We start from the raw sequence: 13,540 nt of genomic DNA, 5'->3' as shown, positions 1-13,540 counted from the left end.
CTGCATCCGAATCACTGACCAGAGTCAGCTTACGGGCAGGGTGAGCGCTGTTCGAACCGGCTGATGGCCGGTGAGTTTTTTCCCTGCCACCCTGAAGCCGCCGGAACGATTGACGGTATACTTTTTTATTTTTCATTCCGCTGTGCGACATCCTCATCGATGTGTGGTCTAAGAAGCTGTTCCTTTATAAACAGCGGCTTTCCGGAGTTATCTGTCAACCAGACAGAAGCTGGCCGTAGACCGCCAGTGAAAAATTTTTGGTTTGTGATTGAGTAGGGGTTCACATGCAGGGCACCAGAATTCGTCTATTAATTGGTGGAATATTACTGGCCGTAGCCAGTAGCACTGTACAGGCTGAAACACTCCAACCCGATCCTGCCTGGCAGCAGGGAAAACTGGAGAACGGTTTTAGCTGGCAGTTGCTCACCACCCCTCAGCGGCCAAGCGACCGCATTGAGATCCGCCTGATGGTCAATACCGGCGCGCTGGTTGAAAGCGCCCAGCAGGCAGGCTACAGCCACCTGATACCTCGTCTGGCGCTGGTACATAATGCCGCGCTTGACCCGGCACAGCAGCGGTCACTGTGGCAGCAAAGCATTGATCCGCAACATCCGCAGCCGCCCGCCATCACCTCATACGACTACACGCTGTATAACCTCAGCCTGCCCAACAACCGCCCGGAACTGCTGAAAGAAGCCCTCAACTGGCTGGCAGCCACCGCAGGCAAAATGACCATTAATGAGCAGGTTATCAACACCGCGATCAACGCTGCCGATCCGATTGCCACCTGGCCTGGCAACCCGCAGGATGTGTGGTGGCGTTACCGCCTGAAAGGCTCCGCGATGCTGGCGCATGACCCGGGGGCACCGGTCAAAGTGCCGGTGGATCTGACGCAGCTTTACGCATTCTACAAGCAGTGGTACACCCCTGACGCGATGACGCTGTTTGTGGTCGGCAATGTCGACAGCCGCAGCCTGTCCGAGCAGATTAACAAAGTCTTTTCTCCGCTGGAGGGCAAGCGTGACCAGCCTTCCGCACTGCCCACGCTCTCCCCGCTGCCGCAGCAGCCGGTGAATCTGATGAATAATGCCATCAGTCAGGATCGCCTGGCCCTGGTGTGGGATACGCCGTGGCAGCCGATCCGTGAGTCACAGCATCTGCTGCGTTACTGGCAGAGCGACCTGGCGCGTGAAGCCCTGTTCTGGCATGTGCAGAAGGTGCTGAGTGATAAGAAAACTCAGGGCATGCAGGTCGGTTTCGACTGTCGCGTGCTGTACCAGCGTGCCCAGTGTGCAATCAATATGGATGCCGACAACGCGGCGCTGAACAGCAACCTGGACATGATTGCCAGAGAGATGGTCAACGTGCGCGATAAGGGGCTGTCGCAGCAGGAGTTTGATGCGCTAATGGCGCAGAAAACCAGCGAACTGAACAAGCTGTTTGCCACCTATGCGCGGACCGATACCGATGTGCTGATGAGCCAGCGTCTGCGTTCGCAGCAGAATGCGGTGGTGGACATTGCCCCGGAGCAGTATCAGAAACTGCGGCAGGCGTTTTTGTCAGGAATGACGCTGGATATACTCAACCAGGAACTTCGCCAGCAGTTAACTCAGGATATGACGATGGTACTGATGCAACCGCAGGGTGAACCGGAAACGAAAGTGAAAATGCTGCTGGAGAACTGGCAGAAGATCATGACGCCGGTCGCCCCTGCAACAGCGCCTGCTGATGCTGCACCCACCGACGGCAGTCCGCCAGCACAGTAGGGGCGGCCTGTTTTTCGGTCAGTCTGTGATAACAGTATGACAGGCAGTGGCGGACCTTCGTTTTTGGTCCGCCCGTCGTCAACCTGGCTTCACCACTGACGCGCGCGTAGCCATTCGTTAACCAGCATGGGCCAGCTGGCTAAGGGCAGATCGGCCACGTTGCGAATGCCAAAGCCGTGACCGCCTTTCTCGTAGAAATGCAGCTCACAGGGTACCCCGTTTTCCCGCAGGGCGCTGAACATCACCATGCTGTTATTGACAGGAACGGACGCGTCGTCCACGGCGTGGATCAGCAGGGTTTGCGGTGTTTTCCCGCTGACGCGTGTCTCCATTGACCAGGCATCAATCTCCTTCTGATCCGGGTGCTCACCCAGCAGTTGCAAACGCGACCCGGCATGAGCCAGTCCGTCACGCATGCTGATCACCGGATAGATCAGCACCTGAGCATCAGGACGCGGCGAGAGGGCATCGGCAGCATCCTGCACCGGATAGAGCTTCTCACCGAAGCGATTGCCCAGGCTGGCGGCCACATGGCCCCCGGCAGAGAAGCCCATCATCACGATGCGTTCACCGTTACGGCCCCGCTGGGCACGTTCCCGCAGTACCCTGACCGCCCGCTGTGCATCGGCCAGCGGCGCATCGGCACCTTCATGATGGCCGTCGGCGGGCAGGCGATAGGTCATCACCGCCAGCGTATAGCCCATGGAGGTAAAGAACATCGCCAGCGCGCTGCCCTCTTTGTCGATCATGATACGCTGATAACCGCCGCCGGGAGCCACCAGCAACGTCACCCCATTGGAATGTTCCGGGTACCAGACAGCCAGTTCCGGACAGCGCACGCCGCTGGCGGCCCGATCAAAGGGTTCAAATGGTTTGGCTAAATCAATAATCTGCGGCTGCGCCCGGGAGTCGCTGGCACCCGGCGCATCACCGTGAGGCCAGAGATTAAATATTTCAGCATTCATGGGCGCTCCTGAATTATTGTTATGGTGTTGAATAAAATTATAGAAGCCGCAGAAAAAAGGAAGCGGGATATTTGTCACGGCGTATTGCAGAGAAACAGTGCCGTTTTCCTCCCCCGGCGTCTACTATTTCGCACCGCTGGTAGCCAGTTTCGGAATATACTCAAATTTAACGGTTAACCGTGTGGAAGACGCGCCCTGTCTGCCTTTGTGAATAATTACATTAGCAATATTAAAACATTTCCCTAAACACAAACGAATTACACAATCGCTGTTTTTATTCAGGAATAATCATTTTATTGAAAGGGGATCTTGCAGGAAATAATTTGATGCAAGATTTTTGATTAATGCTGTCGGCGTATTATTCCGCCCGGGCTATGCTGTTTGATGAAACCGGAACGGGGAGCCCCGATGAGATTCAGTTTACGTTCTGTCATCGTCTTACTGCTGGGAGTGGCGTTCTGCCTGCCAGTGTCGGCACAGCAATATGCCTTTTTGAACGCGGATGCGCTGGCGTTGAATAAAACCCGCCTGCAACAGCATCAGGCACCGGCGCAGACGCAGCAGGCATGGCAGGCGCTGCAGCGCGAGGCTGACAAGGCGCTGAAGGCACCGCTCATGAGTGTGACCGATAAAGGACTTATGCCGCCAGGCGGCTCAAAGCATGATTACCTCAGCCTCAGCGCTTACTGGTGGCCGGACGCTGCTGCTCCCGGCGGCCTGCCATGGGTGCGGCGTGACGGTCAGATCAATCCGGCCAGCAAAAACAATGACAGCGACGGCGTACGGCTGGCAGCCTTTACCGCGCGGGTGCAGACCCTGACGCTGGCCTGGTATTTTTCCGGCGACGATCGTTACGCCAGCCGGGCGATAGCGCTGATCCGCCGCTGGTTTACTGACCCCGCCACCCGCATGAACCCCAACCTGAACTATGCCCAGGGCGTGCCGGGCAGGGCGGACGGGCGGCGCTCTGGCGTGCTTGACGGGCGCTATCTGGCGACACGCATCGTCGATTCCCTGCTGATACTGCGCCGTGCGCCCGGCTGGCGGCAGGAGGATGAGCAACAGATGCAGCAGTGGATGAGTGATTATCTGCACTGGCTGCAGACCAGCAGGCTGGGGAAAAGTGAAGCACGGGCGGAGAACAATCACGGCAGCTGGTACAACGTGCAGGTGGCGGGCATCGCCTGGTATCTGGGGCGTCCTGAGGTCATTAGCCTTATGCTGGAGCAGGCCCAAAAGCGCATGAATGACCAGTTTGCCGCCGACGGCAGCCAGCCGAAAGAACTGGCCCGCACCCGCTCCTTCCACTACAGCTGGTTTAATTTGCAGGCCCTGACCGCGCTGGCGACCGTCGCCCGACACAGCGGTGCCGGCGATTTATGGCATTACCGCACGCCGCAGCAGGCCAGCCTGCTCACTGCGCTGGATTTTATGGCCCCGTACAGCGACAGTGGGAAAACCTGGCCCTATCCCAGCCTCGATCACCTCGGCGTGAGGCTGATCCCGCTGCTCTCGCAGGCCGATAACCAGCGCAATAGCGATCGCTATCAGGCGACGATCCGTAAGGTCCGATGGGATCGGCCTGCCGATCCAAAAGCCCGTGGGGCGACGGCCGATGCACTGCGCGATACCTGGCTGCTCGCCGTGCCCCGCTTCAGCGTCAGTCCGGCATTGCCGCCAAAGGAATAATCGCGCCGCGATGCTGGATCACCGTACTGGCGGTCAGGTGCCCGCGCCGTGCGGCATCAGCAGGGCTGCCGCCAGTCAGACGCACGGCCAGATAGCCCGCGCTGAACGAATCCCCGGCGGCGGTGGTATCCACCACGGCTGACGGTGGCAGGCGAACGGCGGGGATCTCCAGCAGTGCATCCTGGCCGCTGGCCACCAGGCAGGCGTCGGCCCCGCGTTTGATCACTATTTCACTGGCTCCCGCCTGCTGCGTGCGGGCGATCACCTCTGCCACCGGCGCGTCCCCCCACAGCAGGATCTCATCATCCAGCGTCAAAAAGGCGATATCGGTCAGGGTGAGCATCGCCTGGTAGGCCGTACGGGCTTCCTCCTGGCTCTGCCACAGGCGCGGGCGGTAGTTATTATCGAAGATAATTTTTCCGCCGTTGGCGCGACAGGCGGCGAGCAGCGCATACAGCTTTTCGCGCGCCGGGGCAGAGAGGATGGCCAGGCTGATGCCGCTCAGATAGAGATAGTCGTAGTGGGCCAGCTGACGGCAGATCGCTTCGGCGCGTTCACCCTCCAGCCAGTAGCGTGCGGCGGCGTCGTTGCGCCAGTAGTAAAAAGTACGCTCACCCTGCGGATCGGTTTCGATCACATACAGTCCCGGCAGCTTATCCTCCATCCGCTGGATCAGGTCGGTGTGCAGCCCTTCGCTCTGCCAGGCGGCGACCATCTCGCGGCTGAAGCTGTCGCTGCCCAGCGCGGTCACATAATCCACCCGCAGCGCCTGCTCCGGGACCTGGCGTGCGACATAGACGGCCGTGTTCAGGGTGTCTCCGCCAAATCCCCGGTTCATCTCGCGGCCCTGCTGGGAGAGTTCAATCATACATTCGCCGATCACGGCCAGTTTCTGTTGCGTCATGGTCATTCGCTCAATAAGAAATCTGCCTCTAGTCTCGCCCTGCAGAAGACAACAGTCAACGATTTAAAACGACGTTTTAAATTTATTGTGAAGAGAGTTTATTCTCGGCCAACTGCTGATAAAACGCCCTAAGTTGTGCCTGTTTTAACGATTGAATTCACGCACTTTTGTTACCATGGGTGACATTTACGTGGCGGCGGTATGGCTAACGTTCTCAGAGACGATGCCGATACTTGCAGCACGGGATGCCATATGAAGGCGGTCTCACAAAAAAAGGGTCACAATAATGGTGCTGAATAGCCTCAGTCACCGGTTACCGAACGCAATTGTCGAACAAGAGCAGCTTAAAGAACCTGCCTGGTGGCAGCAGTGCCAGCGTTCCTATAACTTTCAGCCCATTTACCGGGTTAACGGTAGCCTGATGGCAATTGAGTTGCTTACGGCGGTTTTCCACCCGACCGCCCCAGGCAAAAGAGTATCGCCGGAGCTTTATTTTGCAACGCTTGAGATCCCTCAACGCCTGCATATTGTGGCCGAGCAGCTTACGCTGTTGGCCAGATGGGAAAGGAAATTTGTCAGTACCAATATGGTGGCGTCGGTCAATATCGACGGGCCAACGCTGCTGGCTATCCAGCACGACAGTACCGTTCGTCAGCTGATTGCGCGCTGCCCCTGGGTGCGTTTTGAACTGGTTGAGCACCATGTATTACCGCAGGAAGTGATCGTCGCACAGATGCCTGAACTGGGCCCCCTGTGGCTGGACGATTTTGGCTCCGGCATGGCGAACTTCTCCGCGCTGACCGAACTGAAATATGACTACATCAAACTCGCTCGTGAGCTGTTTATCCTGCTGCGTGAAAGTGAAGAGGGTCGCAACCTGTTTGGCATGTTACTGGCGCTGATCAATCGCTACTGCAAAGGCGTGATTGTGGAAGGGGTGGAAACTGAAGAGGAGTGGGAGCAGGTTCGCAATTCCCCCGCCTGTGCCGCTCAGGGCTATTATTTCGCCCGCCCGATGCCGTTTGAACAGCTGGAAACCCTGCCGCTGACCTTCGTCTGATGCCATGTGCTGCCGTCTCGACTATCTTTAGCAGAGACGGATAGCCATCAAGGAGACGACGAATGTCGCGTACGGGGAAAGTCATTAGCTGGATTGCGGGGATAATAGTCGTACTGGTAGGGGGGGCGATCCTGTTTATGGCCACCTTTGACTGGAATCGCCTGAAGCCCACCATTAATCAGAAAGTCTCAGCGGAAATTAACCGCCCTTTTGCCATACGTGGCGATCTGGGCGTGTCCTGGGAACGTCATCGTGACGAACCTGGCTGGCGGCGCTGGGTGCCCTGGCCACATGTTCATGCTCAGGATATTATGCTGGGCAATCCGCCTGAAATCCCCGATGTCACGATGCTGCATCTGGCGCGTATTGACGCCACACTCTCACCGCTGGCCCTGCTGGGTAAGCAGGTCTACCTGCCGTGGATCAAGCTGCAACAGCCGGTGGCGAAGCTGGTGCAGACTGCCGACCACAAGAATAACTGGACGTTTACCCTCGCTGACAGCGGGGAGCCGGGTGAGCGTGAGACGCCATCCGCCTGGTCTTTCCGCCTGGATAACGTTGTTTTTGACCAGGGGCACATCAGCTACCGCGATGCGGTGAATAAGGCCGATGTTCAGGTGGCCGTTGACCCACTGGGCAAACCGGTGGCCTATGCCCAGCTGGCCGGAGGGGAGGACGGACAAAAAGGGGCGGCTGACTTTGTCTTCGGCTGGCGAGCCAGCGGCACCTATAACAACGAAAAACTCAGCGGTGAAGGCAAGACGGGTGGCATGCTGTCGCTGCGCAGTGAGAATACCCCGTTCCCGGTGCAGGCCGATGTGCGCAGCGGCACCACCCGCGTGCGGTTGGCGGGTACCGTGCAGGACCCGATGAATCCCGGCGGGGTAGATCTCCGCCTGCGTTTCTCCGGTGATACGCTGGCCAACCTCTACGGCCTGACCGGCGTCCTGCTGCCGGACACCCCTCCCTATGAAACCGACGGTCATCTGACCGCGAGCTTCCGGCAGAAGGGCGGTGCGGTGTTCCGCTATAAAAACTTTAACGGTCATATTGGTGACAGTGATATCCACGGCACCCTGACCTACCGGCAGGGCAAACCCCGGCCTACGCTGGAAGGGGCGCTGGAGTCCCGCCAGTTGCGTATGGCCGATCTCGGGCCGCTGATCGGTGTTGATTCAGGCAAAGGCAGTGAAAAGACCGCCAAAGCGAAGGCCGGGCGCGGTGAGGCGTCCAGCCAGCCAGCGGATCGTGTGCTCCCGCATGACACTTTTGATACCAAAAGCTGGGATGTGATGGATGCGGATGTGACGTTCAAAGGCCGTCGCATTGAACACAGCAGCTCCCTGCCGATTAGCGACCTTTCCACTCATCTGATCATGAAAAACGGCACGCTACGTCTCGATCCGCTCAGCTTTGGCATGGCCGGAGGCAGCCTGAACGCCAGCGTTCGCCTGGAGGGCAAGACAACCCCCATGCAGGGGCGTATTGACCTTCATGCACGCAAGCTCAAACTGCGCCAGCTGTTCCCGGGCGTTGAGGCGATGCAGAGCGCGCTGGGCCAGCTGAACGGTGATGCTACCCTGAGCGGGCGCGGAAATTCGGTGGCTGATCTGCTGGCGACCAGCAATGGCGATCTGAAACTGCTGATGAATAATGGGCTGATCAGCCGCAATCTGATGGAAATCGTCGGCCTGAATGTGGGCAATTATGTGGTGGGTAAACTGTTTGGTGATGATGAGGTGAGAATAAACTGCGCGGCGGCGAACCTGGACATGAAAAACGGTCTGGCCACGTCGCGGTTGTTTGTGTTTGACACGGAAAACGCGATTATCAACATCACCGGCACGGCCAATTTTGCTAACGAGCGTCTGGATCTGTCGATTAACCCTGACAGTAAGGGCATCAGGATTGTCACCCTGCGTTCACCGCTGTACGTGCGCGGCACCTTTAAAAATCCGGATGCCGGGGTCAAAGCGGGTCCGCTGATCGCACGCGGTGCGGCAGCGGTCGCGCTGGGTGCGGTCGTCGGGCCCGCTGCGGCGCTGCTGGCATTGGTCTCGCCGAGTGATAACGACGATAACCAGTGTACGCGCGTGTTGCAGCAGATGAAAAACGGGAAATAGCGCGGGGGACGATCCGTTACGCCTGCAGGGCCGACCTTTTTTGGGTCGGCCCGCAGCGGCTCAGTTAAACAGCGATTCGTCGCGTGTCTCTTTGCACAGGATCAGCGCAATCAGCGTCAGACAGGCCATCGAGGCCAGATAAACGCCTACGTAGAACAGGCCGTAGTTATGGGCCAGCCAGGTAGCGATGTAGGGCGCAACGGAGGCCCCCAGAATCGACGACAGATTGTAGGAGAACGATGCGCCGGTATAACGGACTTCGGTCGGGAACAGCTCCGGCAGCAATGCCCCCATCGGGCCGAATGTCAGCCCCATCACGCTCAGGCCACAGATCAGGAAGGCCATAATCAGCATCGGGTCACCAGAGCCCAGCATCGACGGGAACACCATCGCAAAACCGATAATCAGCAGGGTGATGACGATCATCGTCTTACGACGCCCGAAGCGGTCAGCCAGCAGCCCGGCAATCGGTACCATGATACCAAAACCAATCACCGCCACCATCAGCATCCACAGGAAGGTATTGCGGGGAATGCCCAGCCCGTTCGGCGCCGGCGTGGTGCCGTAGGTCATGGAATAGACGGTCATAATGTAGAACAGCGTATAGGTCGCCAGCATAATGAACGTACCGATAATGGTGGTACCCAGATGCTTCGTCAGCAGGGTGCCAATCGGCACTTTGACCTGTTTTTTCTCTTTCTGTACCTTAGCGAACACGGGTGACTCGTGCAGGGATACGCGGACATACAGCCCGATCAGCACCAGCACGGCAGACAGGATAAAGGGAACGCGCCAGCCCCAGCTCATAAACTGCTCGTCGGTCAGCAGCCAGGAGAGCAGCAGGAAGGTACCGTTAGCAAAGAAGAAACCGATGGGCGCACCCAGCTGCGGGAACGAACCGTACAGCGCCCGCTTTTTCGCCGGGGCGTTTTCCGTTGCCAGCAGGGCCGCACCGCCCCATTCGCCGCCGAGGCCCAGCCCCTGACCAAAGCGCGCCAGCGCCAGCAGCAGCGGCGCAAAGACGCCAATGGTGTCGTAGCCCGGCAGCAGGCCGATAGCCACGGTCGAAATTCCCATGGTCAGCAGAGAAGCCACCAGCGTGACTTTACGCCCGGCGCGGTCGCCGAAGTGACCAAACAGGGCAGACCCGATCGGCCGCGCGATAAAGGCGATGGCGAAGGTGGCCAGCGACTGCAGGGTGGCGACGGTCGGATCGCCCTGCGGGAAGAAGATATGCGGAAAGACGATCACGGCCGCCGTCGCGTAAATATAGAAATCGAAAAATTCGATAGCAGTTCCGACCAGCGAGGCGATCACCACTTTGCCGCGTGAGTTTACGGGCGTGGCGTCCGGATCGGTGTCGGTGGATGGCGCGATGGAAGCTTGCATAAATGTTTCTTATTTCTTATGTGATTGTAAACGGTGTAACAAGAATCTTACGCACAGCCAAAGCCGCATTCAATGGTGAAAAAGCGCCGGGGAGGGGCATTCAGCGACCGAAAAGAGGATAATTTTCGATACGCGATATTTGCGGGCAGATGGCAGGGTGAAATCGACGAACCGTGGCGTGAATCACTACAAAACCGCATAATTACAGTGTTCTGTCAGCGATAAATACTGTTTGTTGGCTAAATAATCGCCAGGATTCGCGATTTTCAACTGCTTCTGGCTTATTTATGACAACTTATGCTTAAAAAGTATCGCCAGGTTGTTGATAAAAGGTTTAGGAAGGAAACTATCAGCATGGTTTACAACGTCTCCCTCCCGGCATAAAATTCCCGCACTTTCACTTCAGGAGCACACAATTGGACAGTCACCCTGTAACTCACACGTTATAAAGGCAGACCCACTCCGTTGTGAGCCTGCCGAAAACCGGCGGGCTATGTTTCACCTCCTTAATCCGAGCTGTTTCATCCCCCCTTTATTTGCACTCTTCCTGCGTCGCTTGTCTCTGCGCCTGGCTTCCCGTGCATAAAATATTTTTTGCCATAAGGAACACCCGATGAAAGAACCTCCGTCCCGAGAGAGGCTGCGGTGTGACCACAGGGGGATAAACCTGAACTGATCCCTGCCTGCTGTCGTCCTGTCCGCCTGCCTCCCACTGAATAACCGAAAAATATCCTCGTCTGCAGGCGTGCTGTGCCTGCGCGTAAAACACCTTTATTCAAGGAGCTGGCATGATGAAAATGCACCAGACCCACCTGAAAATGGCACGTGACCTGGCTATCGCCAGCGCGGCCACCCAGAGCCAGGATCACACCCTCGCTCATCTGAATACTCAACGTCAGGGGCTGACCCGTGAAGAGGCGGCCGCACGCCTGGAACAATACGGCCCGAATCAGGTCGCCAGTGATCGTGCACCGGCCGCGTTAATTCAACTGTTCCAGGCTTTCAACAACCCGTTTATCTGGATCCTGATGGTGCTGGCAGCCATCAGCGTGTTTACCGACTATGTGATGCCGCTACGGCGCGGCGAAGAGACCGACCTGACCGGGGCTACCATTATGCTGGTGATGATTAGCCTCAGCGGTCTGTTGCGTTTCTGGCAGGAGTACCGCACCAATAAGGCGACGGAAGCGCTGAAGTCGCTGGTCAGCACCACGGCAACGGTAATGCGCCGCAGTCATACAGACAGTGAGGCGGTCAGCAGGGAAGTACCGCTGCAGGAGGTCGTGCCGGGGGATATCGTGCAGCTGTCGGCAGGGGATATGATCCCCGCCGACGTGCGGCTGCTCTCCTCACGCGATCTGTTCGTCAGCCAGGCCGCGCTGAGTGGAGAAGCCCTGCCCGTGGAGAAGTATGACAGCCACAGCCCGCTGCATCGCAACCCTGTTGCCGTTGATGATCAGGACCTGCTAAGTCAGCCGGGTATCTGCCTGATGGGCACCAGCGTGGCCAGCGGCAGCGCCACGGCCGTGGTGGTCGCCACCGGCGGCCAGACCTGCTTCGGGTCACTGGCAAAATCATTAGTCGGTGAGCGCCCACAAACCTCCTTTGACCGTGGCGTCAACAGTGTGAGCTGGCTGCTCATTCGTTTTATGCTGGTGATGGTACCGGTAGTGCTGCTGATTAATGGCTACACCAAAGGTGACTGGAGCGATGCACTACTGTTTGCGCTGGCGGTGGCCGTCGGCCTGACGCCAGAAATGCTGCCAATGATTGTCAGTTCCAACCTGGCGAAAGGGGCGATTGCCCTGTCGAAACGCAAAGTGGTGGTTAAACGCCTGAATGCTATCCAGAATCTGGGTGCAATGGATGTCCTGTGCAGCGATAAAACCGGCACGTTAACGCAGGACAAAATCCTGCTTGCCGGGCATCTCAACCTGCAGGGCCACAGTGATGACCGCGTTCTGCAGCTTGCCTGGCTGAACAGTCGCCATCAGACCGGGGTCAGAAACCTGATGGATCGCGCCGTTTTAGGTTACTGCCAGGGGAATGCGGCGGTCAGCGGACTGTGGCGCTACCGCAAGCTTGATGAACTGCCCTTTGATTTTGAGCGCCGTCGCCTGTCAGTGCTGGTGGCCGATGAAGGCCGGCAAACCCTGATCTGTAAAGGGGCGGTCGAGGAGATGCTGGCGGTTTCTGCCTACCGGATGGAGGGGGGAGAAGTCCGTCCGCTTGATGAGGCCGGTCGCGCTGAATTACGCCAGCTGACCGGGCGCTATAACCAGCAGGGCTTCCGTGTGCTGATGGTGGCAACGCGTCAGGTGAGTGAGCACACGCTTACTTCTCAGCTCAGTGCAGCCGACGAACGTGAACTGGTCATTACTGGCCTGCTGACGTTCCTCGACCCACCGAAAGAGAGCGCGGCTGCCGCCATTGCCGCGCTGCATGAACAGGGCGTGACGGTGAAGATCCTGACCGGCGATAACGCCATTGTCACCGCTAAGATTTGTCGTGATGTGGGGCTGGAGGCGGGTGAGCCGCTGTGCGGCAGTGAGATCGCGCGTATGGACGACGCTGAACTGGCACTGAGGGTGGAAGAGAGAACGCTGTTCTGCCGCCTCAGCCCGCAGCAGAAAACCCGCGTGCTGCAGATGCTGCAACACAATGGTCACACCGTCGGTTTCCTTGGCGATGGCATCAATGATGCGCCGGCGCTGCGCGCGGCGGATGTCGGTATTTCCGTCGACAGCGCGACCGACATCGCCAAAGAGTCAGCGGATATCATTCTGCTGGAAAAAAGCCTGCTGGTGCTGGAGCAGGGCGTGATAAAAGGACGCGAGACGTTTGGCAACATCATCAAGTACCTGAACATGACTGCCAGCTCCAACTTTGGCAACGTCTTTTCCGTACTGGTGGCCAGCGCCTTCATTCCGTTTCTGCCGATGATGGCGATCCATCTGCTGTTGCAGAACCTGATGTATGACCTGTCCCAGCTGGCGCTGCCGTGGGATAAAATGGACAAAGAGTTTCTGCGCAAGCCGCGCAAGTGGGACGCCAAAAACATTGGCCGCTTTATGCTGTGGATGGGGCCGACGTCGTCGATTTTTGATATCACTACCTTCTGGCTGATGTGGCATGTCTTTGCGGCGAACAGCGTAGAAACGCAGGCGCTGTTCCAGTCTGGCTGGTTTGTTGAAGGGCTGCTGTCACAGACGCTGGTGGTGCATATGCTGCGCACGCAGAAAATTCCATTTATTCAGAGCCGTGCCGCCCTGCCGGTGATGCTGATGACCGGGCTGGTGATGGCGCTGGGGATCCTGATCCCGTTTTCACCGCTGGGCCATGCCGTCGGGCTGGTGCCGCTACCGTGGAACTACTTCCCGTGGCTGCTGGCGACGCTGCTGGGCTACTGCCTGGTGACTCAGGGCATGAAACGCCTTTATATGCGCCGTTTTGGCCAGTGGTTCTGAGGGGAGCGTAACGATGAAAAATAATAATGCCGTGACCGCTATTATCCTGTTCTTTATTGGATTGCTGATTTTTTCCAGCAGTATTGCGATGATATTTAGCGGGTAACCTGGTGGGCTGACCGAAAAAAGTCAGCCCCGGGGCACTTTTCCGGTTGGGGCGGCCTTTTATCGGGCCGA

General features: G+C 57.8%; 8 protein-coding genes. 5 read left to right on the top strand and 3 right to left on the bottom strand.

Features of this window, described 5'->3' with window-relative positions; all coding sequences use genetic code 11:
- Positions 1–284: 284 nt before the first annotated feature.
- A complete protein-coding gene (locus tag ACZ3HG_RS11835) occupies positions 285–1,766 on the top strand; it encodes a M16 family metallopeptidase (RefSeq protein WP_191934420.1) in 1,482 nt (493 codons plus the stop codon).
- An 89-nt stretch (positions 1,767–1,855) separates the two neighbouring features.
- Here the strand turns inward: ACZ3HG_RS11835 and ACZ3HG_RS11830 are convergent, their stop codons facing one another.
- Positions 1,856–2,731 carry an alpha/beta hydrolase gene (locus ACZ3HG_RS11830; protein ID WP_191934421.1) on the bottom strand — a complete coding sequence of 292 codons (876 nt, stop codon included), beginning with the start codon at positions 2,729–2,731 and terminating at the stop codon, positions 1,856–1,858.
- A gap of 408 nt (positions 2,732–3,139) precedes the next feature.
- Between ACZ3HG_RS11830 and ACZ3HG_RS11825 the strand changes: the two genes are divergently transcribed.
- Positions 3,140–4,420: an alginate lyase family protein gene (locus tag ACZ3HG_RS11825; RefSeq protein ID WP_465332893.1), complete on the top strand. Its 1,281-nt coding sequence runs from the start codon at positions 3,140–3,142 to the stop codon at positions 4,418–4,420.
- Here ACZ3HG_RS11825 and kdgK read toward each other — a convergent pair.
- A complete protein-coding gene (gene kdgK / locus ACZ3HG_RS11820) occupies positions 4,392–5,324 on the bottom strand; it encodes a 2-dehydro-3-deoxygluconokinase (RefSeq protein ID WP_465332892.1) in 933 nt (310 codons plus the stop codon). The genes ACZ3HG_RS11825 and kdgK overlap by 29 nt on opposite strands.
- 286 nt (positions 5,325–5,610) lie before the next feature.
- Here kdgK and pdeH point away from each other — a divergent pair, with 286 nt between their 5' ends.
- Together pdeH and ACZ3HG_RS11810 are read left to right on the top strand one after the other, a co-directional pair.
- On the top strand, positions 5,611–6,384 hold the full coding sequence (gene pdeH / locus ACZ3HG_RS11815) for a cyclic-guanylate-specific phosphodiesterase (protein WP_465332891.1): 774 nt from the start codon (positions 5,611–5,613) through the stop codon (positions 6,382–6,384).
- A gap of 62 nt (positions 6,385–6,446) precedes the next feature.
- Complete coding sequence (locus ACZ3HG_RS11810) at positions 6,447–8,507, top strand: AsmA family protein (protein ID WP_465332890.1); 2,061 nt, start codon at positions 6,447–6,449, stop codon at positions 8,505–8,507.
- 60 nt (positions 8,508–8,567) lie between these two features.
- Here ACZ3HG_RS11810 and ACZ3HG_RS11805 read toward each other — a convergent pair whose 3' ends face one another.
- Positions 8,568–9,896 carry an MFS transporter gene (locus ACZ3HG_RS11805; RefSeq protein ID WP_191936764.1) on the bottom strand — a complete coding sequence of 443 codons (1,329 nt, stop codon included), beginning with the start codon at positions 9,894–9,896 and terminating at the stop codon, positions 8,568–8,570.
- 791 nt (positions 9,897–10,687) lie between these two features.
- On the opposite strand from ACZ3HG_RS11805, the gene mgtA reads away from it, so the two are divergent.
- On the top strand, positions 10,688–13,363 hold the full coding sequence (mgtA, locus tag ACZ3HG_RS11800; protein WP_465332979.1) for a magnesium-translocating P-type ATPase: 2,676 nt from the start codon (positions 10,688–10,690) through the stop codon (positions 13,361–13,363).
- Positions 13,364–13,540: the final 177 nt, after the last annotated feature.

This window comes from Erwinia sp. PME.40.26/001 (assembly GCF_055556675.1).
This window is presented reverse-complemented; position numbering and strand designations above follow the sequence as displayed.